We start from the raw sequence: 23309 nt of genomic DNA, 5'->3' as shown, positions 1-23309 counted from the left end.
TCAGTTAAGCGTTCGCTTTCACTTTTAATCGATTTTTATTGTCTCGGTTAGCAATGACTTGTTGATGGTCATCTATTGAACCTAACGTTTTCGCTAAACGGTCATACAAGACAACATTAACGGTCGCGGCAAGATTCATGCAGCCCGTGGTAGGGACATACACAACGTGATGCGCTTGATCGACCACATCTTGTGGCAATGAACCGTCTTCTGGTCCAAACACATACACCGCTTTCTTGGGATGAGTAAAGTGCGGAAGCGCCACTGCGCCAACGGCCAATTCTACGCATACAATTTCTACATCGCTTTCTAACTCAGCGGTAAGATCGTCCATCTCGACCAATCCAATACGTTCATGCATGTTTTTGGTGTCTGTTTGGAATTTTACGGCGCGATTATAACGAGTACCGTTATAGCGTACCTGTGTGGCGTCATAACAGCCCGCAGCACGCATAACAGCGCCAACGTTAGTTGGATTTTTCGGGTTGTGCAGGCCAATAATGACCGTTGGCTGTGTTGTCATTGCTTGTGTTCTACTTCTACGTTTGAATATTGAATCGAAACGGTGGATTATGGACCTAATGTGGTCGAAGTACTATCGCTAGATCACAATATTTGCCCGCGATTATTCCAATATGTCAAACCATCTCCATCGCTAACAGAGAAGATGACTGATAGTGAGTCTGGCCTTCCTTGGTTTTATTTCTGTGCAGCTTTTCATCAATGGAGAAAGTTGGTCTTGGGTCCAAGGCATACGAATATAATTGGTATTCATCTAAGAGCAATTGTAACCAAAAGAGCAGAGATAAATCCCTGCTCTTTTTCTTTAAATCAAAGCATTAACACTCAAATTACTTAGTATGAAAAATCTGCTCGGTCTCGAGAGACGTCATTGCTCGAACTTGACGCCAAATGTAATAAAAAATACCAAACATCATCAACATACTTGGAATTGCAATGATAGGGTAACTGTAAAGTGTCAACTTACCCAACTCTTCATTGAAGGCTACTGTGCCTGCTGGGCTGGTGACAATCCAGGTTGCTAAGAAGTAATTCATTGCTGAAGAAAACGCAAATGTGCTAGCAAATAGATAATTTGATGACATCAAGCAACGCTCGAACTCCTCAGTTCGGCCGCGCGCGCTCAAGCGTTCCTTGATCAAAGAAAGGTTTAACACCGTATCATTCAGGAGCATCTTCTGCATGAAAGGATAACGTGTAAACGTTGAACCCAACACAGCTAAACCAATAAGGCCAGGAATCAGAGCCTCTTTCAGCGCCAACCAGCGCGTATCGAGTTCTAATAAACCAATGCCACCCGTTAATAGAACACTAACAAAGCCAAGTGCAGAGATGAAGTTAAACTTCTTGTTACGGATAAGATCCATACCACCGTAAACAATAGGAAATAGCAAAGCGACAACGAGTGCCATCGCGGTTCCTAAATGCTCATCGCCACTGAACTTCATCAATATGAAAGAAGGGATGAATACGTTAAAAAGGATCTCGAAGAGAGGATTCGACTTTTTCGTGGTTGTGTTGTTCATAATTTCCTACTGAATCTACTATAACCCCAAAAGGCGGGTTGCCTTGAGATTAAGTGGGCATATCTGTTACTTGTTTACTTTGAGGTGAAGTGTTCACCGCTTAGCGCCAGATGTAAAGGGTTAAAGCCTCGAGTTATGTAACGACTTATGAAATAGACGAGCAAACGACACGTTAACTCGCTGTACGCAAAAGGAAATGCGCCTTAGCTATGATGTAAATGTTGTTATAACAAACGTTTAGAGAGGGATTCGCATGGCGTTGCTCAGCACTTAAACGGTCGTCGTGTCACATCCACTACTTGTAACTGTCTGGCAATAGGGCGTGGCCAGCGTACTCTGTCAAATAGACGAGCGCATCAATGACGCGGATAGGCGTTAACAGGTTATCTTCGTTACAGTTATCTAATTCAAATGTAAGGTAAATGCGACCAAATTCCACCTTTAGAAATAGGTTTCCTTGGGGGGCTCTATCTTGGGTTAAAGCAAACACGCCAACACCGATAAAGTGCGAGCTTTTCAGATTTCTAGTCGCGTAGATATCACACTTCAGCTGGTGTGCGAGCGTTAAGAAATCGAGAAGTAGATTAATTTGATCGTCTGAAACGTTATCTAGTGCTTTTATATGCGGTTCTTTGCAGAAACGCTCTAAATAGCTCATCATTTCGTCGATATCGTTGTTAAATAGCATCGTAGGCCGCCCGTATTGTAAGGCTTGCGATTGTACCTTTAGAGCAACAACATACAAAGCGTTTAAATTGGCCTCGGCAGCGACATTGCGGAGGCTCCCTCACCATCGATCTTCCGTGCGGCTTTTGATGCGGTCAGCCACTCTCGCGTCCGTGAAGAAGGCGTTGATGTGATGCAACCTGCCTCACAGCATGGTACGCCGAGTTCACGAATCAGCTTTGTGGAAGCATTTTGGATGCCGACTGCCGGGGGCGCACAAGTATTAGATGCGAAGACTGGTCTGCTAGCGAAAAACCATCACTACGATGCCATCGTGGTCGAGGCGAACAAAGATGTTGGCAACCTTCGCATTTGGTCGGAGTTTGATTCACCAAAAGACATTCTAGAAAAGATCATCTGCCTGGCTCAAAAAGAGAACGTGAAATGCGTTTGGGTTCAAGATAAGTTGATTATTTAGATATAATAAAAACTTATCGGTCACACCTACCTTAGTCCCTGTAACACACCTAGGTGACTTCAACATGCAGGGCTCTGGACGTATTGCCTTAGGCATATACCCAAGCAACCCAAGATGCTTGGGTAAACCAATAAGCGCCTCCCACTTCGAGGCGTTTTTATTGAAACGAGTAATACTCACCTAACGAGCAATCATGCAAATCAGAAATAACGTAACTTCTCAGCGAATTGATTTTGAAATTAAAAACCACATATTTACAAACATTGCGATTGCTTTCGCTGTAAGTGATATACCCTTCACTATAAGCACGTTGACCGTCGTTAGAGGTGATGTCTGCCGCCAATTCTAAATACGCTTTATGGGCATTAACGCGCTTCATCATCTCATATACATCGAGCCACTCTTCTCGGTTTGCCATTTGAATCAACATAGATTCTGCTTGGGTTTCCAACCTTTGTGGGTAAACATAAAAACGCTCATACGCTAAGTAAGCACTCACCAAGATAAGGATTAACACTGCTGATGTCGTTCTTTTCATGCAAGTTGGCTCTTATCGTTATAAAGATTCTGAGGATCTCTCAGGCTAGATATATACCCGAGTCACCTCAAGATGCTTGTGTATAAGAGTTTAGGGTAAGGAATTGACCCAAATAACAAGCGACGGTCAGAGTCAGTCAATTTCATGACAAACCGCTATCTTCCAAAAAATGACCATCGAATCGCCCATCAAGGTTAAACCATTTTTATTCGAACCAAAGTGGGGACGATCGTCGGGACGCAAAGCTGGTCAACCTTGCTTATCGCACACAAAGTTCAGTACACCGTGCACGGCTTTATCGCGGCACGCTTAGATGCACTGACCACAGCTAATGCAGTGGTTAGCATCAAACTCGATAAACTCAGAGCTACGGTCCATAACCTTGGTTTCTTTTCTGATACGTAAGCTTCATGCGCAGACATATCTGCATCTGCGGCATGGCGTTTAAGCTGGCGAAACGTGTTCACTTCAGTCAATAGGAAGCAAAAATTAATTAAATCTTGACCTTACCCTAAGGTTAACCTTAAAAATAGAAAGGCTTTCATCATTTTCATCAAAACGGGAAAAGGTATGCACTTAAAGTCGCTGCATACAATTTGGTTAACTCTCTTTACTGCGCTGGTACTTTTGGTATCGAGTGTGGCTAATAGTGAGCCTTTGATGAACATCCAAATGATGTCAAACGGCAAGATGAATCATGGACATTCTATGATGAAGAGCGACAGTGAGCACTGTGACATGCCCGAAATAATGGGCGTTGCTATGACAGAAGTTTCAATGACAGACGCTCCCTTAGTAGAAAATAGTGACGCAAAAGAAACCAGCATGAACTGCGGAGGCAGTTCCGGTATGGTTCACACCTGCTGCACAACCGCATGCACAATCGTGTTTGTTCCCCTGCCTATTCCTGTCAATAGTCCAATGCCTACCGTTTATCGTGCAGCCATTACTCCCGAATTCGCTTCCCCTGTCGTGCATATTACCCGCGACCTGTACAGGCCCCCTATAGTTTAAGTCAGTCAAGCATTCGACCCTGCGTGTATCTCGCAGGTTGTTTTAATGCGCCCGAGCGATGGTGTAAGACTGGCTTACTGTTCCCGCTTTAACTCAAGTCTTCCCCCTATCGATCCGGCGAACACTGGATTTAGATTATGGATTTCAAACCATACCGCCTAACTGCACCTATTTTAGTCATGGCTCTAGTTTCTGCGCCGACCTTAGTTAATGCAGCAAGCACAAAAACTAAAGTAGCAGGATCTACCGCGTTAAATATGCGTGCTTCAAACGACAAGCTCACGCAGCTAATTAATGTGGCCTTGAGTAACGATGGCAATCGCCAACAATACTCGGCGCAATCTACTGCCATGCGTGAAACGGGCATTGCAAGCTCAACCTTGATGGATCCAAAACTGAAAGTGGGCTTCGGTGGCTTACCTGTCGACAGTTTCAAGTTCGATGAAGACCCAATGACCAACATCTCCGTTGGATTAATGCAGCAGTTTGAGCGTGGCTCGACGCTCGACCTTCAACAGAAGAAAGCCAATCAACAAGCCGATGGACTTGGGCTTCAAGTACATGCTCGTGAGCTTGAGGTTGCCAACAGCATGACTCAACTTTGGCTAGAGCTTGGCTATCAGCAACAAGCTGAGCAAATCTTGCGAGAAAACCGTAAGTTGATGAAGGAAATGGAAAGCTTTATTCAAACCAACTACTCGATTGGCAAGAGTGAAGCGCAAGATCTACTCAACTCACAACTCCAAGTAAGCAAACTGGACGAGAAACTGCAAGCCAATGCGCAAATGCAACGTCGTCTTATTTCTCAACTATCCGAATGGTTGGGTTCAGACTGGTTAGCGAACGAGCAGGCTCTGCATGCAAGTAATCAACTGAACTGGGACACACTCAATAACAAACTTGCGTCCAGTCTTGATTCGACTAAGCACTACCAACAACTCAGCCAGCACCCAATGGTTAAAATGGCAGATGTGAGTATTTCTACCAATAAAACTCAGGTCGAAATTGCTGAGCAAGCCTACAACCCTCAGTTTGGTGTCGAAGTGATGTACGCTTATCGTCAAGCCAACAATATGAAGGGCGAGCCAGCGTCAGACTTGGTCAGCGCTTATCTAACCATGGACATTCCTTTGTTCACCGGTGACCGTCAAGATCGCAATCTTGCCGCTGCTCAGTACCAAGTTGGCGCTGCACAATCACAAAAAGACACCTTATTGACGCAAATGAACGCCAAAGTGAACACTTTGTTAGTTGATCGCGGCAACCTAACCCAGCGTCTAGAACGTTATCAATCCACCTTATTACCTCAAGCAAAAGCGCGCATTCAAGCTGTGGAGCGAGGTTACCAAAACAACACCGCACAGTTTAACGATGTGATTTCTGCCACGACTGATGAGTTGGCATTACAGCTAGAGCAACAACGTCTGTTGACCGATCTCAACATCGCAAACAGCAATTTAGCCACCCTACTCGGCGGCTTCGACTATCAAGTAGCTTCCCCTGAAGCTCGCTCTATCTCGGCATATTAATTTGTAATTCCCCAACGCGATTGGGGCTGCAGCGATATGACAAACAAGAGCAATCGAAAACACTGTGGCGTCAAATTAAAACGGGAAAATAAGGTATAAAAATGAAAACATTACAAGTAGCAACCATCGCACTGATTGTTGGTGGAGCTTTAGGGTTTGGTGCGAATCATTTTCTTGCGGGTTCAACTCATGACATGAGTGCAATGGGTGGCGAATCGGCTACCAGTTCCAACGACCCTCTCTACTGGGTTGCTCCAATGGATCCAAACTACAAACGCGACAAACCGGGTAAATCTCTGATGGGGATGGACTTGATCCCTGTTTACGCTGAAGACTTAACTGGCGAACAAAATAAACCAGGGACAGTTACGATTGATCCGTCAGTAGAAAATAACCTTGGTGTAAAAACCGCAAAAGTAACGCTGGAAAAATTATCACCGCGCATTGAGACCGTCGGCTATATCGCCTTCGATGGAAGCCTGTTGTGGCAAACCAACGTGCGTGTTGCTGGTTGGGTTGAGAAACTCTACATCAATGCCGTCGGTGAAAAAGTGAAGAAAGGCGATGTGCTTTTCACCCTGTATTCACCAGAGTTGGTTAAGGCACAAGAAGAATTGCTGAATGCTTACCGCACTGGTCGCAACGGTTTAGTAAAAGGTGCAACAGAGCGTTTGGTGACGCTTGGTGTAGACCGTGGTCAAATAAAATCCATTAGGCGCAGCGGAAAAGCCTCTCAATCCATTGAAATTAAAGCACCGGCTGACGGTGTTATTGCAAGCCTAAACGTGCGTGAAGGTGGCTACCTATCCCCAGCACAAGCGGTGATCAGTGCTGGTCCATTGGACAATGTTTGGGTTGATGGGGAAGTCTTTGAGCGCCAAGCACACTGGATAAAAGCTGGCTCTCAAGCCACGATGACCCTGGATGCGATTCCGGGAAATGAATGGCAAGGCGTGGTGGATTACGTGTACCCAATCCTCGACCCGAAAACGCGTACATTGCGGGTTCGCCTTAAATTTCCTAACCCAAATGGCGCATTAAAGCCAAACATGTTTGCCAACATCGCATTGCAGCCTGTTACTGAAGACGCGGTATTAACCATTCCTAAATCATCCGTTATTCGTTCTGGTGGCATGACTCGCGTGGTTCTGGCAGAAGGTGACGGCAAATACCGCTCTGCCCGAATTGAAGTAGGCCGCGAAGATGGTGAGCAAATCGAAGTATTACAAGGCCTTAAACAAGACGACAAGATTGTCACCTCATCACACTTCATGCTCGATTCTGAATCAAGCCAATCCGCGGATCTCTCTCGCATCAACGGTGTAGAGCCTGCAGCAGAAACTGCTTGGGCAAAAGGTGAAATCACCGATGTGATGGAAGAACACAGTATGCTGACCATTAACCACCAACCTGTACCTGAATGGGGTTGGCCTGGCATGGTAATGAACTTCACTCTTGCTGAGGGCATCGATATCGGTGACTTAAAAAAAGGTCAATCCATTGAATTTGAAATGCAAAAGACTGAATCTGGTCAGTACCAAATCATTGATTACAAATCGGACAAGAGCGTCATTGCAACAGAAGTCTGGCTAACAGGTGACATCACTATGTTGATGGCAGACTTTGGCATGATCACCTTAAATCACCTGCCCGTTGCTGATTGGAACTGGGATGCAGGCGAGATGAACTTCTCCGTTGGTGACGAAGTGGATTTATCTGGCTTTAAAGAAGGCCAGAAAGTTCGATTTCTATTGGAAAAACAAGGGACTGACTACGTTCTGAAGCAACTAGTGGCCGTTGAGGGGCAATTATGATCAATGCCATTATTCGTTGGTCAATCAACAACCGCTTCTTCGTGTTGATCGCGACCTTAGCCCTGGTATTAGGCGGACTTTACAGTGTAAAGAATACGCCTGTTGATGCGATTCCGGACCTTTCTGATGTGCAAGTGATCATCAAGACAAGCTACCCGGGTCAAGCTCCTCAAGTAGTGGAAGATCAGGTGACCTACCCACTAACAACCGCAATGCTTGCCGTACCGGGAGCAGAAACGGTTCGTGGTTACTCTTTCTTTAGCGATTCCTATGTTTATATCATTTTCAACGATGATACCGACATGTACTGGGCACGTTCACGCGTGTTGGAGTACTTAAGCCAGGTAGCACCAAAGCTACCACCGAGCGCAAAACCGACCTTAGGTCCTGACGCGACCGGTGTGGGCTGGGTTTACAGCTACGTTTTACAAGACAAAGCCGGTAAGCACGATTTAGCCGATCTTCGTAGTCTACAAGACTGGTTCTTAAAGTACGAATTGCAAACCGTTGAAGGCGTATCGGAAGTGGCCACCGTAGGAGGCATGGTGAAGCAGTATCAAGTGCAAATTGATCCTGCCAAGCTGCGAGCTTACAACCTCACGCTACAACAAGTGAACATGGCAATCCAAAACGGTAACCAAGAAACCGGCGCGTCCGTAATTGAAGTAGCCGAAGCCGAACACATGGTTCGTACCACGGGTTACCTAACCAGCATCGAAGACATTAAATCGCTCCCTCTGAAAGTCACCGACAAAGGCACGCCACTACTATTGGGTGATATTGCAGACATTAACCTTGGCCCACAGATGCGTCGTGGTATCTCAGAGCTGAATGGCGAAGGTGAAGCCGTTGGCGGCGTTATCGTGATGCGCTTTGGTGAGAACGCAAGTGAGGTAATCGCAAAAGTTAAAGACAAACTCGCAGACCTACAACGCGGTCTACCAGAAGGTGTTGAAATTGTTGCAACTTATGACCGTTCGACTCTGATAGATGCTGCGGTAGAAAACCTATGGAAGAAGCTTGCAGAAGAGTTCATCGTCGTTGCGATTGTGTGTGCACTATTCCTATTCCACATTCGCTCCTCGTTGGTTATCGCTCTTAGCCTGCCGGTCGGTATTCTTACTGCGTTTATCGTAATGCATTGGCAAGGCATTAATGCCAATATCATGTCCCTCGGTGGTATCGCGATTGCCATCGGCGCCATGGTGGATGGTGCAATAGTAATGATAGAGAACGTCCACAAGCACATAGAACGAACACCACTGACCGATAAAAACCGCTGGCAAGTGATTGGCACAGCGTCTGAAGAAGTCGGTGCCCCGCTTTTCTTCTCATTGCTGATCATTACCCTGAGCTTCGTGCCCGTATTTGCCTTAGAAGGTCAAGAAGGCAAGATGTTCTCTCCGCTTGCGTTCACTAAGACTTACGCCATGGCAGCGGCCGCTGGTTTGGCTATCACGCTTGTTCCTGTACTCATGGGTTACTTCATTCGCGGTAAGGTGTTACCGGAGCACAAAAACCCGGTAAACCGTGGCTTGGTCGCATTGTACCGACCACTGTTGAACACCAGTCTGAAATACCCTAAGACCATGATTGTTATCGCCTTAGGTTTGATGGCATCGGCTTACTACCCCACCAGCAAGCTGGGCAGCGAATTCATCCCCCCCCTGGATGAAGGCGACTTGATGTATATGCCGACAACCTATCCGGGTATCTCGATTGGTAAAGCACGTGAGCTTCTACAACAAACCAATAAGCTAATCAAAACCGTCCCAGAAGTACAAACGGTATGGGGCAAAATTGGTCGTGCAGAAACCGCAACTGACCCTGCACCGCTGACCATGATTGAAACCGTGATTCAACTCAAACCTCGCGAACAGTGGCGTGACAGCGTCACAATGGAATCGTTGCGCAAAGAGTTTGATGATCTGGTGAAATTCCCAGGCTTAACCAACGCGTGGGTAATGCCAATCAAAACGCGTATCGACATGCTGGCGACCGGCATCAAGACCCCTATCGGCATTAAGATCGCAGGCCCTGATCTAAAAGTGATTGAAAAGATCGGCTCTCAGTTGGAACCTATTCTTAACAGCGTACAAGGCACGGCTTCTGTTTACGCAGAGCGTGTAGCGGGCGGCCGCTATGTCACAATCGATATTAAGCGTCGTGCGGCAGCACGTTACGGCTTAAACATCAAAGACGTCCAGCAAGTTATCTCCACCGCAGTAGGCGGCATGAATGTGGGTGAAACTATCGAAGGCTTGGAGCGTTATCCAATCAATGTTCGCTACCCACAAGACTACCGTGACTCGGTAGTTAAACTGCAAAACTTACCGTTAGTCACACCAAATGGCGCTCGTATCGCATTGGCTGACGTTGCAGACATCCATTACGAAGACGGCCCTCCAATGATCAAGACTGAAAACGCGCGCCCAAACGGTTGGGTGTTTGTTGACATCGATGGTCGTGACTTGGGCTCTTACGTCGTGGAAGCGCAACAAGTCGTGGCAGGGCAACTAGAACTTCCTGTAGGTTACTTGCTTGGTCTGGTCAATACGAATACATGGAGCGTGCAAAAGACCGCTTGAGTGTCGTGGTCCCAATCACCATCGCCATCATTATGTTGTTGCTTTACTTCAGCTTCCGTCGCGTCGGTGAAGTGATGATCATCATGCTTACCCTACCGCTCGCTATGGTGGGTGGTTTGTGGCTAATGCATATCCTCAACTACAACTTCTCGATTGCCGTCGGAGTGGGCTTTATCGCTCTTGCCGGTGTCGCAGTTGAAATTGGGGTCATCATGCTCGTGTATCTCAACCAAGCTTGGTACTACAAAAAGCTCGACGCAGAAGAGAACAAGCAACAACTTGAGGCGAAAGACCTAACCGATGCCATTCGTGAAGGTGCTGGCTTACGTGTTCGCCCTGTAATGATGACGGTACTGACGGTCATTATTGGTCTGATCCCAATCATGTACGGTGAAGGCACAGGGTCAGAAGTGATGCAACGTATCGCCGCGCCAATGATTGGTATGGCATCGGCACTGCTACTGACGCTATTAGTACTGCCAGCCATCTTCAAATTATGGAAACAACATGAACTGAATAAAAGCGAACTAAACAAACGTTCGTAATTAACGCCCTCCCCCCGAAGTCCGAGCACTTCGGGGGAGGTCACCGACTTAGATGCTACAAAGGATATTCACAATGAAAAAAACACTCATTACTCTAGCGCTCACTCTAACAACGACCGGCGCTTTCGCTCAAATGGACCATTCCAATATGGATCATAATAATATGAGCCACGATAATATGGATCATGGCAGCATGAATCATGGTGAAATGGACCACAGCAAAATGGATCACTCCAACATGATGGACATGCCCGGGATGTCCACTGTTGGTATGCCAGCGATGGGAGCAAAACCAGACAAAGTCGTACACGTTATTTTGAGCGATGACATGACGATTAAGTTCAAGAAAGACGTTAAGATTGAGCCAAATGACGTGGTGCAATTTGTGGTAATGAACACAGGTAAAATCAATCACGAATTCAGCATCGGCTCAGCGAAAGAACAATTAGAACACCGTGAAATGATGAAGAACATGAGCGGCGACCACATGCACGACTCAGGTAACGCTGTCACGGTTGAACCGGGCAAAGCAAAACAGCTGCTGTGGCATTTCCACGGCGACAGTAACGTTGAATTTGCGTGCAACATTCCAGGTCATGCGGAAGCTGGCATGGTCAAAAAAATAGAACTCTAGAGAATAAAAAAGAGGCGCAAATTTTACAGCGCCTCTGTTTCTTTAACGCATCACGAATAGCTCTTCGTGATAACGCTTTTCAATATCGAATTGGTACGTATCTAGCTCTTTTTTCAGTGTTTTTGAAAAAGCTTCTGGCCCGCAGAAATACGTTTCATACTGATCCAAATCACCGCATTGTGCGATGATACGTTCAGCATTCAAACGAGGTGATTTCAACGTATCAATCACGTGCAATTTGACGTTTGCTTGGTGCGCTAAGTGCCACAGTTCATCGACCAACTGGCCGTCAATACCACGAGTACAGTAGAACAGATGAATATTGGGATGCGCTATTTGTGCTTTCAGCTCCTCTAAAGCCGCGAAGAAAGAAGCAATCCCCACGCCACCAGCGATCCAGATTTGTGGTTGGTCTAAATCAAACTCTAAACGACCATAAGGGCCTTCAACCATCACCACATCGCCTGCTCGGACTCGCTCATAAAGCCCAGTGGTAAAGTCACCTAGCTCTTTAATTAAGAAACGTAACTCGTTGCTTTCACTACCTGATACGATGGTAAACGGATGAGCATCTTCATCTCCAAAACGTAAGTAAGCAAATTGACCCGCTTTATGGCCTTGCCAAGAAGCTTCCGGTGTTAAAACCAATTCCATGACTTCCGCTTGCGAGAAATAACGTGTAGAAGCCACAATCGCCGAGTATTTGCTACGGCGTCCGACAAAACCAAGCAAACTATATAGCGCAGCGATAGAGCCAATCACAGCAAAACCAACGGTCAAATAGTAAATAGGCTCCCCCCAGTACGCGCGTTTCAACAGCAGTACGGAATGGACAGCGGTTAGCAGATACGCCACAGACATCAAGCGGTGTGAGAGTTTAAATGGTTTGTACTTCACTGCACTCCATAAAGAAACCAAAAGCAAAACCAATAGCATGTAGAAGCCCCATTCACCCATGCCTTGAGCAAGGTCCCGCAAACCATGAATCCAAGCCTCGATACCAGAGAGGTTACCCGCAGGGCCTTCACCTGAATGTTTTACCGGTCTAGCCGTTACACCTGATATTACCAACCATTTTGGCACTTGATACCAAAGCCAGTGTGCAACACCCAATGCGACACTACTAATGCCCAGCCATTTGTGAACTCGATAAGCTTTGTCCATACCATGCAGCCAATTTTCAACGACAGGTAAGCGCATCGCTAATATCATGGCGATAGACATCAGCATCAGCGACAAAATACCTGAGTATTGGATTAGGGCAGAACGCCATTCAAAGAGATTCGTTGACGAGAAAAGTTGCGGCTCCATCGCAAACCATAATACGGACATCACGGCAATCATTACCCAAATAATATTGCGGACTGTTTTCATGATTGGTTACTCGGTTAGTTAACAACTTTACTTTAGCTATCTACATGTAAAGCAACGTCAATAAACGTAAAATCAGATAAAGCTTGGCATATGCAAAGATTCCTACAGAAAAAAGACGAAAATCTAACAGTGATTAAAGCATTCACTCGTTATAGTGCTCCTACTTATCGCAAAGTGCGAACCTGATTAAATAACACTAAGAAATCGATAATGAAAAAGCTATTGCTGCTATTTGAACTACTGGTCTTTTCTAGTGCAACTTACGCCGCCCAATTAAATGTGAATCTAGCCGCCATTGAGCAACACATCGCTGGTCGTATTGGCGTGTCTGTTTGGGATACACAGACAGATGAACAGTGGGATTATCGCGGCGACGAACGTTTTCCAATGATGAGCACATTCAAAACGCTCGCATGTGCCACTATGTTAAGCGATATGGATAGCGGAAAATTAAACAAAAACGCAACGGCCAAAGTAGAAGAACGCAACATCGTGGTTTGGTCACCAGTCATGGATCGCATGACAGGACAAACAACACGAGTAGAGCACGCGTGTGAAGCGGCGATGCTCATGAGCGATAACACGGCTGCCAATATTGTGTTGCGTAGCGTAGGCGGCCCAAGAGTAGTGACGATGTTTTTACGTTCTATTGGCGATAAAGCCACACGCTTAGACCGCTATGAACCCGGTTTAAATGAAGCAACACCTGGAGATAAGCAAGACACCACGACACCTAACGCCATGGTAAACACGCTACATACTCTGCTTGAAGGTGAAGCTCTGTCGTACGAATCTCGTACCCAACTAAAGATCTGGATGCAAGATAACAAAGTGTCTGACTCTCTGATGCGTTCTGTCTTACCTAAAGACTGGTCGATTGCCGATCGCTCAGGCGCTGGGGGCTTTGGGTCACGCGGCATTACCGCTGTGATTTGGAAAGAGAATCATAAACCGATTTATATCAGTATTTACCTCACAGAAACCGAACTCTCCCTTCAAGCAAGAGATCAAGCCATTGCGAAGATTAGTCAGCTTGTTCTTGAAGAATATGTAGACATCCCTAGTGCAGGTTAACGACTTAACCGTCCCCCTATAAAATTCAACGGAGCTTTGATCTCCGTTTTTATGTTCACTTTTGTAGCAAGACGTTACCAGTAAACCGGATTATCTAGGGCTTGTGCACAAGACGAGCCACCCGCCACCGGCATCAACGCTTCATTCGTTAGTGATTGAGCTAACCAGCCATGCGGATAACTTAACTTATGTGGCGCTTTACACTGTGCTTCGGTCACTTGTTGGAAACCGACCTTAGAATAGAAGCTAGGGTCACCATAAGTGAATGCTAGGTTAACGCCCTGCAGCTTGAGTTGCTTTAACCCGAACTGAATCAATGCTTGCCCTACCCCTTTGCCTTGGCACTCCGTCAACGTTGCCATTGGTGATAGCAGATAGCCAGTTTCACCACTTTCGAAACGCAGTGGCGTAAACAATACGCCCGCAATTAGGCGATCGCCTTCTCTGGCAATAAAACCTTTTAGATCTTTTTCTGGCGTTGTTTTGAGTAGCTCACTCACCAAAGCACCTATGGTTTGACCTTCCACTTCCCCTTCTGAATCAGAGAAGGTTTGAGTAAATAGCGCAATCATCTCGCTGCTCATTGCTCTCTCGTAAGGAGAAAGTGTGTAGTGTGTTTTTTGAGTCTTTTGATTTGTTGTTTCGTTCATTTTTCTTTCAATCTTTTTGTAAGATATACATCTGGTACGCCACTTCATTGCCGCGACGTTTAACGATATCTAATTCAACTTGTATGTCTTTCAATGCTTGCGATGCTGGCATCTCTGCTTTCAAGCTTTGCACACGTTCATCCAGCGGGAGGTAGTAGTTATCCCAAGCCTGCTGGCTAATTGGAAACGTCTCTAGCACTCGGTAACCTGCGGCTTTCGCCTGTGCAATTCGCTTCTCGACACTGCCAATATCTGGGTACTCTTTCTGCCAAAATACCACCGTATCTTCGCTTGGTGTGTCTGTGTTCCAAACCAGATCGCTCACTACCAAGATACCGTCGTCTGCTAGCAATGATCGCCATGCTTTGAATGCGTTCTCAACGCCCATAATGTATGCACTACCCTCCGCCCAAATCAGCTTGCTTGCACCTTCTGCAAACGGTAACTCGGTCATGCTCGCGCAAACGGTAGTGATCTTGTCACTTAATCCAAGAGCTTGAGCTTTGTCTTGCAAGCGCTGTATAGATGGCTTGTCGTTATCAACCGCAGTGACATGCGCGTGTTTTGCTAAGGTGCGAGTTGCAATGCCCTGCCCGCAGCCGATTTCAAGAATATCATCAGGTTGCGTTGGCAATAGACTCAGCGCTTTTAACGTATCTTGCTCTGAGCCTGGGCCCCAGAACTCCAAGGTTTCAAATACGCGGAAGAAGTCCGCCATGTAGTCTTCGTGAGTATTCATGTCTTTTGATAACCAACGTAAGTGAAGGGCTTCTTTCTCGCTAAAACCTTGCGTCATTAGCCATTTTAAGTGCGCATCCGGCGCGACTTCATCCAAAGATTCATGCCATTCGGTTAACGGCGTTTCACCAAGCAGTGCCGCCAACAACTGACGCGATTTCTGCTTTTGCTCGATCTCTTCATCAAGCTGCTTGAGCCTCTCTAACATCAATTCGCGGTCTACTTTGGCCTCTAAACACGCTTTGCACTCTTTAAGCGTGAGTCCACCACTTTGCAATTGCTGGACCAAGCGTAAACGTTGTAAATCCGCATCACTATAAGCACGGTAGCCATTGCTTAACCGCTGCCCTTTAATAAGTTCGATCTTCTCGTAATAGAGCAATGTGGTGCGAGACAAACCCAGCATCTCTGCCAGTTCCGATATCCGATACATGTTTGTTTCCTTAGCGCTGATAAAAGCATCTTAAACTGTAGAGTTATAGACAGGTCAACTTTAATTTTGGAAAAAGATTCAAAAAACAAAATGCCCACAATTCACAAGCATTGTGGGCGTTTTAAATTTTGTCAGTGATTTAAAAGCAGGCTAATTCACTAACCCTTGCACAACTAGTTGAGGGAACACATCATTGCGGAAAATCGTGCTAATCGAAATGTTATCTACGTTTGAAGAATCCACCCATTTGCACTCTTCGATTTCATTGCTTGCGACAACATGACCAGCATAAGAATCAACAAAAAATACATCCATGATGAGAGTCACGTCGACTTTATCGTGAGCGGGCGCCTCAAAGCGACCAAAAGCCGTTAAGTCACCTTCTCTAACCGCAATACCGACTTCTTCTCGTAGTTCACGACACAACGCTTGTTCTGGTGTTTCACCACTATCAAGTTTCCCGCCCGGAGCGTAGAAGGTGTCTTTGCCTTTTGAACGCAAGACCAACAACGCCCCGTCTTTAATAATTATTCCTGCTGATTTATGCATTTAGATTCCTAAAAACACGACTGAAAACTCGCAGCATTCTACACCCAAGTCATCGACGTCAATACAAATCAGGGCTAATTTTGCCTAATGCCTTATATATTGCCCCATGAAAAATGAAGGTGGGTTCAAAGGAGAATAACTGGCAGCTCAATGTTCATAGAGCTTCGATTTCAAAACAAAAACGCAGCCCGATAAGCTGCGTTTGAGAAGGGAAAGGTACGGTTACAGTTTTTCGACGCCCATATTAAAGAGCGTAAAGCTGTATACATCGGCAGTTTTTTCAATAATTTTACTCGTTGGGGTCCCCGCACCATGGCCAGCATTGGTTTCAATACGGATCAGTGTTGGGTTAGTACCCGCCTGTTTTGATTGCAACTCGGCAGCAAACTTGTAGGAATGTGCCGGAACCACGCGATCGTCATGATCGCCTGTGGTGACCATCGTTGCTGGATACTCAACACCAGGTTTCACATTATGCACAGGTGAGTAATCTTTCAGATATTGGAACATTTCTTTGCTCTGTTCCGAGGTGCCGTAGTCATACGCCCACCCAGCACCAGCAGTGAAAGTGTGGTAGCGCAACATATCCAATACACCTACCGCTGGCAGTGCCACTTTAAACAGTTCTGGACGTTGCGTCATTACGGCTCCAACAAGCAAACCACCGTTCGAACCGCCATTGATCGCCAGCTTTCCCTTAGATGTGTAATCTTTATCGATAAGGAATTCTGCTGCTGCAATAAAGTCATCGAACACATTTTGCTTGTGCATCTTTGTACCAGCGTTGTGCCACTCTTTGCCATACTCGCCGCCGCCACGAATGTTGGCTACCGCATAAATGCCACCGAGCTCTAGCCACGCCGCTCGGCTTGGGCTGAAGTAAGGCGTTAAGCTGACATTAAAACCACCATAACCATACAAGATAGTCGGAGCTGTGCCGTCTATTGGCGTCCCCTTCTTATAGGTAATGATCATCGGAATCCTAGTGCCATCTTTGGATTTGTAGAACACTTGCTGAGATTCAAATTGTTCTGGTTTGAATGGCGCATCGGATTTGTGGTAGATCGTGCTGTCTCCGTTTTCTATGCCTAGGCGATAGGTGGTGCTAGGCGTCTTGTAGTTGGTGAAAGTGTAATAGACTTCTGCATCCTCTTTCTTACCCCAAAAGCCGTAAGCACTGCCGATGTCTGGCAGTTTGATTTCTCGAATGAGCTTACCGCTCATATCGTATTGTTTGACCATGGATAACGCATCCACGATATAGCTCGCAAACAAAGTGCCACCCGCGGTCGATGGTTTAAGCACATTGTCTGTTTCTGGAATTAAGTCGTTCCAATGGTTCGGTTGTGGGTTACTCGCATCCACCGTCACGACCCGTTTATTAGGCGCATCGAGGTTGGTCACCAAATACAATGTGGTACCTTTGTTATCAATTACCCAAGTGTCAGATTCGGTATTATCCACAATGGTTTGCAGCGCACTGTCTGGCTTAGTCAGATCTTTAAAGAACAGCTTATTACCCGAAGTTGAAGTACTTGCTGAAATAAACAAATATCGTTGATCATCAGAGGTATAGCCGCGAATGTATCTGTGTTTCTCTGACTCTTTACCACCGAAGATAAGCTTATCTTCACTCTGCTTGGTACCCAGTTTGTGGTAATAAAGTTTGTGCTGATCCGTTTTCGCTGACAGCTCACTTCCCTCAGGTTTGTCGTAACTCGAATAGTAGAAACCATTGTTACCTAGCCAGTTCACACCACTGAATTTAATGTCTACTAGCGTCTCACCCACGGGCTGCTTAGTTTCCGTATTGAGAACGATCACTTTTCGCCAGTCGCTGCCCCCCTCTGAAATACTGTACGCCACTAGAGATCCATCTTTGGTGAAGCTCACATTTGCCAATGAGGTGGTGCCATCTTCGCTAAAGGTGTTGGGATCGAGAAAAACGTCAGGCTCACCATTGCCGAATTGACGATAAAGGACGTCCTGATTCTGTAAACCATCGTTCTTATAGAAGTAGGTGTATTTGCCTTCTTTAAATGGTCGTCCTAGTTTTTCGTAATCCATCAACTTGGTTAGGCGCGCTTCAATCAGCTTGCGATATGGCACTTGCTCTAGGTAATCAAATGTCACTTGATTTTGGGCTTTTACCCAATCAGAGGTCTCTTTGCTGCGGTCATCTTCTAGCCAGCGGTACGGATCGCTCACGTTGGTGCCAAAGTACTCATCAACCACATTAACTTTTTTGGTCATTGGATACTTCAGTGCCATTTCATGCACATGTTCAACCAACTGTTGCGTTGCATCTTCTGCAAGCACAGTGGATGAGACGCCCGTCATCGTAACGGCAGTAAACAGTGCTAAGGTTTTATTTTTCATAGACTTCCATTTCTTTTTTAAGGTCTTCTGTAACGCATCATGCATCTTACAAACTGTACTACAGATTGGGGGCATGGTTCCAACTCATTCAACTAAGAAAGAAACAAGCGGTTATTTTCATTGCGCACTAGTCCCCGCGAAATGAGTACGTCCGAAAGACTCTCTCTATGCAATGTAACATGATAATTTGACAAAACTTTAAGCAGTTTCGAGCTCTTCTCGGCACATTTTTTTCTGAAGCCATACTATGCTTAAGATAAATGCAATGTACGTAAGGGCGTGGCTATGAAATACAAACATATTCTTGTCGCACTGGAACTGTCTGATGAGAGTACTGTGTTGATCGATAGAGCTGTTTCAATGGCAAACTATCTCGGTTCCGAGATTTCATTTATTCACATTGACGGTACACACGGCGAGATTTATCCAGAGCTAGTCGACATCGTAAAATACCCTGACAACAGACCGCTAAGCGAACATTCAATGGAGTGCTTGAGAAGCTTCGGTGACTACATAGATCACCCACTTAAACGTTTTTTGGTTGGGACTGGTGACTTAGCGGATAAACTTGAAATCACCATCAAAGAAGAAGAAGTCGATTTGCTCATTTGTGGGCACCACCACGACTTCTGGAGCAAAATTATTTCTTACTCAAGACATCTCATCAATAAATGCCCGGTAGATATTTTAGTCGTGCCGATTCACGATTAAATCGACAAGAAAGCCGTCTACTGCAGGGCGGCTTTTAAATTAAGCCGCGCATTTCGTTCCACTCCCCTAAACTTCCTCTAAAAATAACCCCTATTCTGTTCACCCAACTTCAGCGCAACAAACGTTGCTTGTTATGTTGACCAATTTATTTTGTTTGTCGCATCCAAGAGCTGACCATATCATTCGCCGCATGAAGGAATGAGATTCCTTTTTATGCTCTTTAATAATCAAATGCCGCACTTCTAAGTAGTCCATGACCTACAAAAGTAAAAGTTCCATTTTTTTCCAGTTTTCACTTTTACAACCACTGAGTAGAACATTTAACGCTTTGTTCTACACAACAGTCTATTCATGTAGGAATTTATCGTGGATAAATATCAAGCTGCTTACTCAAAACGTGTAGAAAAGCTAAAAGGCAACCGTTCGCCAAAAACTATTGCTCGCCTTTCTGCGTGGGATGCGTTTTTTAACAAAGAATATGAAATGCAAGACCTTGAGTCTCAAATGGCAGATTCGGCACGTAAACATTACGAGAAATCTGATGTAAAAAATGAAATTAGCTTTGGTTCATTCAAACGCTCGTTCTACAACGAATCGATCGTGATTTACGATTTAACCGATGGCGCATCAATTCAAAAAGTGTTCACGCCATTACTTGCGTTAACCGCGTTATGGGTAATGTTTGTGTATTTCTCACATTGATGATAAACCTGATAAATAAGCACTATTGGTACTGTACTGTTTACTCTGCTAATGATAACAAGTTGAGGGTTTGGGGATGAAAAAATATATAACGCGGCATTTGGATACGGCTTCAAGCTCTATCAGGAAGCCAATGGGTTCGTTTACCCAATCTACGAGAAGGCGTTTATTCTTAAATGCCTAAAATAACTCTTCTCTTACTTGCAACAACGGCCGGCGCCGGAGTCACCGGAGCGGCATTCTGTGTTGGCATCACCTACGCCTTTACACAACTGCCAATAACGCAATTTATATCAAGCTTATAATTCTAAAAAGTAGAGCATTTCGGTGCTCTGCTTTTTTACTATTTCCCCCTCAGCAAAGCTCAAAAGCGTTCCCACGCCACATTATGATGACCATCGTTCGATTTCCTCTTCCCTAAATTGGCTCAGATCTATTAAGCTACTTTCCCAATAAAAGGATAGTTAACGGAAGGATCGGATGAAACTGGTAGGCCCTCATGCACTGATTGTTGAAGGTGGCGCAATGCGCGGCGTATTTTCATGCGGCATACTCGATCGTTTTCTAACCGAAAATTTTTCTCCATTCGACAGTTTTTGGGGAGTATCTGCTGGAGCCAGTAATCTAGCGGCTTACCTAGCTAAAATGCCAGGCAGAAATCTGAAGATTTATCTCGATTACAGCTTACGCAAAGAATTCATCTCACCAACTCAATTGCTGCGTGGCGGAGATATGATGGATTTGGACTGGATATGGGAAATCACACTAAATGAGCTTGGTATTGATCATACCACTCTCGCTGCAGACCCTCGGCCTTTCTTCCTTGGTGTGACTCGCCAAGATAACGGACAAGCCGAGTATCATACTCCCACAATCGATATGCTGGCTGAAACGATGAAAGCAAGCAGTGCACTGCCGATTCTTTACCGTAACGGCGTCACATTAGGCAAGACAAAATACGTCGATGGGGGAGTTACAGATGCCATTCCAATTGCAGAAGCCATTAAAAGAGGTGCAACTAAAATCATGATCCTCCGAAGCCGTCCAGCCAGTTATCGTAAATCAAAAAGCAAGTTTAATGCTCTCACTAAACGCATGTTAAAAGATACGCCAGCGTTAATTGAGCCAATGCTCACTCGCCATATTCGCTACAACCAGTCCTTACAACTTATTCAGAATCCCCCTGTGGGCGTAGAGATCATTCAAGTTTGTCCTCCAGAGACTTTTAGGCTTAAACGCCTCAGTCGTTCTCCTGAACCATTGCATGATGCCTATAAGCTAGGTATTATCGCTGGAAGAGACGCCATCGCTCGGTGGAATAACTAATTAAAGTTAGTTAAATATAATTTAAAATAATTGTAGCTATTTTTTAAACACCCTGTATAGTGCGCTCTGGCTCTTAGAAAAGAGCTGTTAATGCTACATTTAGTTTAAGTTCCCTCTCAGTACCCCCCTGAATCACTCAATTCAGACACCTGCGTAAAACTTCCTCTTGATTGCACATTCAATAGCTTAAAAAAGAACCATCATAATTCATATATTTTTGTTTAAATTCAGAGGTTTTTATGTCTGGTAAAGTAACTGGTTCAGTAAAATGGTTCAACGAAACTAAAGGTTTCGGTTTTCTTTCTCAAGACAATGGCGGTCAAGATGTATTCGTACACTTCAACGCTATCGTTGCTGACGGTTTCAAAACGTTGACTGAAGGTCAGAAAGTAAGCTTTAACGTAGAAGATGGTAAAAAAGGTCCTCAAGCGACTGAAGTTACCCCTCTATAATATCGCTTTTCTTGGTGCGGCATGTCCATGCGGCACCAAACTCTCTCCCCTTCAAAATGTCTCACAACCAACACTAAGCAAACATTTTTGCTTGGCTTAATGCTGCCTACAATAAGTTAGGTGCTATATATTTATTAAATTATTTTTAGGAAAGATTATGTCTAAAAGAACAAGTCGTCAAAAACACTGGTTTCAATTATTGAACAAAGAAAAAATATCCAAGAAACAGGAAATTAAATGTTAGAGATTGAATTCAATTTAACAAAGCCGAATATTTCTTGGTGTGCCAAAATACACCAACTCAATAGTGATATTTTAAGACGACACATACTAAGAAAACTTCAATCTGCTTGCTATCTCATTGATTTTAAATATTGTGAGAAAACTCACTCAGGTAACATACTGTGTGACTCGGGTTCAAAGTTAGGAAGTTTTACTATCAAGTAAATCCATTTTAATGCATTAATATAGTATTGAAATACAGCAAATTTAAAAGGTACTCAAATGGCTAGAAAAAGTAAAAAACAGGTAGCACAGGAAAAGAAAGAATCTGAGCAAAGCGAAGCAATTTTAAAACAACAAACACGCCGAAAAATTGAAGATATCATGGAGCAAAGAGCATTTGATAAATTGTTTGAACTCTAATAAGCGAACCCTCCATTTTCTGTTCTTTATTCCTCTCAGCTAAATATCGATGTGCAAGGTATCGCCACCCCTTCTCAGTTCACAATGAGTAATGCACAATTAACTTTAAGCCAACCCACTCAAAGAAGAAATGACAAAGCGTTTATTGCATTCCAGCGACTCAAACCTTGAGTGCTCTGGCTGCATGTACGCGATATTTTCCACAGCACTCGCGAGCGTCGGGTCGATTTGAGCAAAAACCGTTGGCGCAACACCGTGACTCTCACAAAAAATAACGCATCACTAAACACCTCCCTTAGTCTTACCACAGCTTGGCTTACCGCTGACTGGCTTACGACTAACCGTAACGCCGCTTTGGTGCAATTTCTCTCTTCCATTATCGCGACAAACGTGGGGATTAAACTGTAATCTGAGTGCTTCATACTTAATGTTAACCAAGAAAAATAACCACTAAAATAAGTTTAACTTAAATTATATATAAACCAACTTATAGAGGTTTTTATACTATTTTGCGAATGTGATGACGAACTAGAAACAATAATCACCCGCTCAACGTTTACCCTCTTAACATCGACAAAAGGGATAACTATGAACGTCATAAAAGCCATAGGTCGCGTGATATATGCGATCTTGATGGTGCCAATAAAGCTCTCTTTGTTTATGCTTTTCGGTGCTTATCTACTCGCCCCCACTGGCACTACCATTTAAAAAACATTGATATGAACTTGTTCCCCCCCTAACGGCACCATGATGGTGATTTTAAATTCCGAATACTTCAGCGGTTACCTATTTTCAGTCACTATAGCGCTCGCCATTTTCATACTCTATTTGCTATGGTAGATCCATGAAGTCGCAGTTCATCAAGCGCAAGAGTAGAGAAGTTCCCATATTCACCTGGTGTTTGCTTTATCACTTTGTGGCCT

General features: G+C 44.8%; 22 protein-coding genes and 2 pseudogenes. 13 read left to right on the top strand and 11 right to left on the bottom strand.

Going from position 1 to position 23309, the window contains the following annotated elements; translation table 11 throughout:
- Nucleotides 1-4: 4 nt before the first annotated feature.
- The 3 genes from ACVA54_RS06955 to ACVA54_RS06945 form a co-directional block, all read right to left on the bottom strand.
- Entirely contained in the window at nucleotides 5-523 is a 519-nt protein-coding gene (locus ACVA54_RS06955; RefSeq protein ID WP_099080393.1) for an RNA methyltransferase, read from the bottom strand.
- 328 nt (nucleotides 524-851) lie between these two features.
- The gene (locus tag ACVA54_RS06950) at nucleotides 852-1547 is read right to left on the bottom strand and encodes a VC0807 family protein (protein ID WP_446649486.1); all 696 of its coding nucleotides are present in this window, start codon (nucleotides 1545-1547) and stop codon (nucleotides 852-854) included.
- Nucleotides 1548-1842: 295 nt separating this feature from the next.
- Nucleotides 1843-2235 carry a hypothetical protein gene (locus tag ACVA54_RS06945; protein ID WP_099080395.1) on the bottom strand — a complete coding sequence of 131 codons (393 nt, stop codon included), beginning with the start codon at nucleotides 2233-2235 and terminating at the stop codon, nucleotides 1843-1845.
- A gap of 171 nt (nucleotides 2236-2406) precedes the next feature.
- On the opposite strand from ACVA54_RS06945, the gene ACVA54_RS06940 reads away from it, so the two are divergent.
- Nucleotides 2407-2691 carry a hypothetical protein gene (locus tag ACVA54_RS06940; RefSeq protein ID WP_446640323.1) on the top strand — a complete coding sequence of 95 codons (285 nt, stop codon included), beginning with the start codon at nucleotides 2407-2409 and terminating at the stop codon, nucleotides 2689-2691.
- Between the two features lie 157 nt (nucleotides 2692-2848).
- Here the strand turns inward: ACVA54_RS06940 and ACVA54_RS06935 are convergent, their stop codons facing one another.
- Together ACVA54_RS06935 and ACVA54_RS06930 are read right to left on the bottom strand one after the other, a co-directional pair.
- Nucleotides 2849-3229, bottom strand: coding sequence for a hypothetical protein (locus ACVA54_RS06935; protein WP_172438164.1), 381 nt, complete (start codon nucleotides 3227-3229; stop codon nucleotides 2849-2851).
- A 177-nt stretch (nucleotides 3230-3406) separates the two neighbouring features.
- A pseudogene (locus ACVA54_RS06930) lies at nucleotides 3407-3607 on the bottom strand (4Fe-4S binding protein); the annotation flags it as partial.
- A 192-nt stretch (nucleotides 3608-3799) separates the two neighbouring features.
- On the opposite strand from ACVA54_RS06930, the gene ACVA54_RS06925 reads away from it, so the two are divergent.
- The 5 genes and pseudogenes from ACVA54_RS06925 (at nucleotide 3800) to copI (ending at nucleotide 11353) form a co-directional block, all read left to right on the top strand.
- Entirely contained in the window at nucleotides 3800-4243 is a 444-nt protein-coding gene (locus ACVA54_RS06925) for a hypothetical protein (RefSeq protein WP_099080396.1), read from the top strand.
- Between the two features lie 137 nt (nucleotides 4244-4380).
- Entirely contained in the window at nucleotides 4381-5772 is a 1392-nt protein-coding gene (locus tag ACVA54_RS06920) for a TolC family protein (protein WP_446632236.1), read from the top strand.
- Nucleotides 5773-5873: 101 nt separating this feature from the next.
- A complete protein-coding gene (locus ACVA54_RS06915) occupies nucleotides 5874-7586 on the top strand; it encodes an efflux RND transporter periplasmic adaptor subunit (protein ID WP_446649485.1) in 1713 nt (570 codons plus the stop codon).
- A pseudogene (locus ACVA54_RS06910) lies at nucleotides 7583-10719 on the top strand (efflux RND transporter permease subunit). The gene ACVA54_RS06915 and the pseudogene ACVA54_RS06910 overlap by 4 nt, the downstream one beginning before the upstream one ends.
- 73 nt (nucleotides 10720-10792) lie before the next feature.
- Nucleotides 10793-11353: a copper-resistant cuproprotein CopI gene (copI, locus tag ACVA54_RS06905; protein WP_099080399.1), complete on the top strand. Its 561-nt coding sequence runs from the start codon at nucleotides 10793-10795 to the stop codon at nucleotides 11351-11353.
- Between the two features lie 42 nt (nucleotides 11354-11395).
- On the opposite strand, the gene ACVA54_RS06900 is transcribed toward copI, so the two are convergent.
- A complete protein-coding gene (locus tag ACVA54_RS06900; protein ID WP_119464365.1) occupies nucleotides 11396-12727 on the bottom strand; it encodes a ferredoxin reductase family protein in 1332 nt (443 codons plus the stop codon).
- A 210-nt stretch (nucleotides 12728-12937) separates the two neighbouring features.
- On the opposite strand from ACVA54_RS06900, the gene blaCARB reads away from it, so the two are divergent.
- On the top strand, nucleotides 12938-13801 hold the full coding sequence (blaCARB, locus tag ACVA54_RS06895) for a CARB/PSE/RTG family carbenicillin-hydrolyzing class A beta-lactamase (protein WP_119464364.1): 864 nt from the start codon (nucleotides 12938-12940) through the stop codon (nucleotides 13799-13801).
- A 74-nt stretch (nucleotides 13802-13875) separates the two neighbouring features.
- Here the strand turns inward: blaCARB and ACVA54_RS06890 are convergent, their stop codons facing one another.
- The 4 genes from ACVA54_RS06890 to ACVA54_RS06875 form a co-directional block, all read right to left on the bottom strand.
- Nucleotides 13876-14451 (bottom strand): GNAT family N-acetyltransferase, encoded by a 576-nt coding sequence (locus ACVA54_RS06890; protein ID WP_446642089.1) that lies wholly within the window; start codon nucleotides 14449-14451, stop codon nucleotides 13876-13878.
- A gap of 7 nt (nucleotides 14452-14458) precedes the next feature.
- A complete protein-coding gene (locus ACVA54_RS06885; RefSeq protein WP_446608347.1) occupies nucleotides 14459-15622 on the bottom strand; it encodes a MerR family transcriptional regulator in 1164 nt (387 codons plus the stop codon).
- A 150-nt stretch (nucleotides 15623-15772) separates the two neighbouring features.
- Nucleotides 15773-16171, bottom strand: a complete 399-nt coding sequence (locus ACVA54_RS06880; protein WP_446579373.1) for an NUDIX hydrolase — start codon at nucleotides 16169-16171, stop codon at nucleotides 15773-15775.
- A gap of 222 nt (nucleotides 16172-16393) precedes the next feature.
- On the bottom strand, nucleotides 16394-18550 hold the full coding sequence (locus tag ACVA54_RS06875) for a prolyl oligopeptidase family serine peptidase (protein WP_099080405.1): 2157 nt from the start codon (nucleotides 18548-18550) through the stop codon (nucleotides 16394-16396).
- Between the two features lie 285 nt (nucleotides 18551-18835).
- Here ACVA54_RS06875 and ACVA54_RS06870 point away from each other — a divergent pair, with 285 nt between their 5' ends.
- The 6 genes from ACVA54_RS06870 to ACVA54_RS06845 all read left to right on the top strand — a co-directional run bounded on the left by ACVA54_RS06870 (nucleotide 18836) and on the right by ACVA54_RS06845 (nucleotide 22386).
- Complete coding sequence (locus ACVA54_RS06870; protein WP_099080406.1) at nucleotides 18836-19261, top strand: universal stress protein; 426 nt, start codon at nucleotides 18836-18838, stop codon at nucleotides 19259-19261.
- A 366-nt stretch (nucleotides 19262-19627) separates the two neighbouring features.
- Nucleotides 19628-19963, top strand: coding sequence for a hypothetical protein (locus tag ACVA54_RS06865; protein WP_099080408.1), 336 nt, complete (start codon nucleotides 19628-19630; stop codon nucleotides 19961-19963).
- 480 nt (nucleotides 19964-20443) lie between these two features.
- Nucleotides 20444-21289 (top strand): patatin-like phospholipase family protein, encoded by an 846-nt coding sequence (locus ACVA54_RS06860; RefSeq protein WP_099080409.1) that lies wholly within the window; start codon nucleotides 20444-20446, stop codon nucleotides 21287-21289.
- Between the two features lie 239 nt (nucleotides 21290-21528).
- Nucleotides 21529-21741: a transcription antiterminator/RNA stability regulator CspE gene (gene cspE / locus ACVA54_RS06855; protein WP_099080410.1), complete on the top strand. Its 213-nt coding sequence runs from the start codon at nucleotides 21529-21531 to the stop codon at nucleotides 21739-21741.
- 237 nt (nucleotides 21742-21978) lie between these two features.
- Nucleotides 21979-22188 carry a hypothetical protein gene (locus ACVA54_RS06850; RefSeq protein ID WP_446649484.1) on the top strand — a complete coding sequence of 70 codons (210 nt, stop codon included), beginning with the start codon at nucleotides 21979-21981 and terminating at the stop codon, nucleotides 22186-22188.
- Between the two features lie 57 nt (nucleotides 22189-22245).
- Nucleotides 22246-22386, top strand: coding sequence for an adenosine deaminase (locus ACVA54_RS06845; protein WP_099080412.1), 141 nt, complete (start codon nucleotides 22246-22248; stop codon nucleotides 22384-22386).
- A 119-nt stretch (nucleotides 22387-22505) separates the two neighbouring features.
- On the opposite strand, the gene ACVA54_RS06840 is transcribed toward ACVA54_RS06845, so the two are convergent.
- Nucleotides 22506-22763 carry a LysR family transcriptional regulator gene (locus ACVA54_RS06840; RefSeq protein ID WP_259343773.1) on the bottom strand — a complete coding sequence of 86 codons (258 nt, stop codon included), beginning with the start codon at nucleotides 22761-22763 and terminating at the stop codon, nucleotides 22506-22508.
- Nucleotides 22764-23309: the final 546 nt, after the last annotated feature.

The organism is Vibrio sp. PNB23_22_6 (assembly GCF_052877535.1).
This window is presented reverse-complemented; position numbering and strand designations above follow the sequence as displayed.

Excerpts from the sequence above, each read along its gene's own strand:
- ACVA54_RS06955 (WP_099080393.1), bottom strand. The coding sequence starts at position 523 with ATGACAACACAGCCAACGGTCATTATTGGCCTGCACAACCCGAAAAAT.
- ACVA54_RS06950 (WP_446649486.1), bottom strand. The coding sequence starts at position 1,547 with ATGAACAACACAACCACGAAAAAGTCGAATCCTCTCTTCGAGATCCTT.
- ACVA54_RS06945 (WP_099080395.1), bottom strand. The coding sequence starts at position 2,235 with ATGCTATTTAACAACGATATCGACGAAATGATGAGCTATTTAGAGCGT.
- ACVA54_RS06940 (WP_446640323.1), top strand. The coding sequence starts at position 2,407 with ATGCAACCTGCCTCACAGCATGGTACGCCGAGTTCACGAATCAGCTTT.
- ACVA54_RS06935 (WP_172438164.1), bottom strand. The coding sequence starts at position 3,229 with ATGAAAAGAACGACATCAGCAGTGTTAATCCTTATCTTGGTGAGTGCT.
- ACVA54_RS06925 (WP_099080396.1), top strand. The coding sequence starts at position 3,800 with ATGCACTTAAAGTCGCTGCATACAATTTGGTTAACTCTCTTTACTGCG.
- ACVA54_RS06920 (WP_446632236.1), top strand. The coding sequence starts at position 4,381 with ATGGATTTCAAACCATACCGCCTAACTGCACCTATTTTAGTCATGGCT.
- ACVA54_RS06915 (WP_446649485.1), top strand. The coding sequence starts at position 5,874 with ATGAAAACATTACAAGTAGCAACCATCGCACTGATTGTTGGTGGAGCT.
- copI (WP_099080399.1), top strand. The coding sequence starts at position 10,793 with ATGAAAAAAACACTCATTACTCTAGCGCTCACTCTAACAACGACCGGC.
- ACVA54_RS06900 (WP_119464365.1), bottom strand. The coding sequence starts at position 12,727 with ATGAAAACAGTCCGCAATATTATTTGGGTAATGATTGCCGTGATGTCC.
- blaCARB (WP_119464364.1), top strand. The coding sequence starts at position 12,938 with ATGAAAAAGCTATTGCTGCTATTTGAACTACTGGTCTTTTCTAGTGCA.
- ACVA54_RS06890 (WP_446642089.1), bottom strand. The coding sequence starts at position 14,451 with ATGAACGAAACAACAAATCAAAAGACTCAAAAAACACACTACACACTT.
- ACVA54_RS06885 (WP_446608347.1), bottom strand. The coding sequence starts at position 15,622 with ATGTATCGGATATCGGAACTGGCAGAGATGCTGGGTTTGTCTCGCACC.
- ACVA54_RS06880 (WP_446579373.1), bottom strand. The coding sequence starts at position 16,171 with ATGCATAAATCAGCAGGAATAATTATTAAAGACGGGGCGTTGTTGGTC.
- ACVA54_RS06875 (WP_099080405.1), bottom strand. The coding sequence starts at position 18,550 with ATGAAAAATAAAACCTTAGCACTGTTTACTGCCGTTACGATGACGGGC.
- ACVA54_RS06870 (WP_099080406.1), top strand. The coding sequence starts at position 18,836 with ATGAAATACAAACATATTCTTGTCGCACTGGAACTGTCTGATGAGAGT.
- ACVA54_RS06860 (WP_099080409.1), top strand. The coding sequence starts at position 20,444 with ATGAAACTGGTAGGCCCTCATGCACTGATTGTTGAAGGTGGCGCAATG.
- cspE (WP_099080410.1), top strand. The coding sequence starts at position 21,529 with ATGTCTGGTAAAGTAACTGGTTCAGTAAAATGGTTCAACGAAACTAAA.
- ACVA54_RS06850 (WP_446649484.1), top strand. The coding sequence starts at position 21,979 with ATGTTAGAGATTGAATTCAATTTAACAAAGCCGAATATTTCTTGGTGT.
- ACVA54_RS06845 (WP_099080412.1), top strand. The coding sequence starts at position 22,246 with ATGGCTAGAAAAAGTAAAAAACAGGTAGCACAGGAAAAGAAAGAATCT.
- ACVA54_RS06840 (WP_259343773.1), bottom strand. The coding sequence starts at position 22,763 with ATGGAAGAGAGAAATTGCACCAAAGCGGCGTTACGGTTAGTCGTAAGC.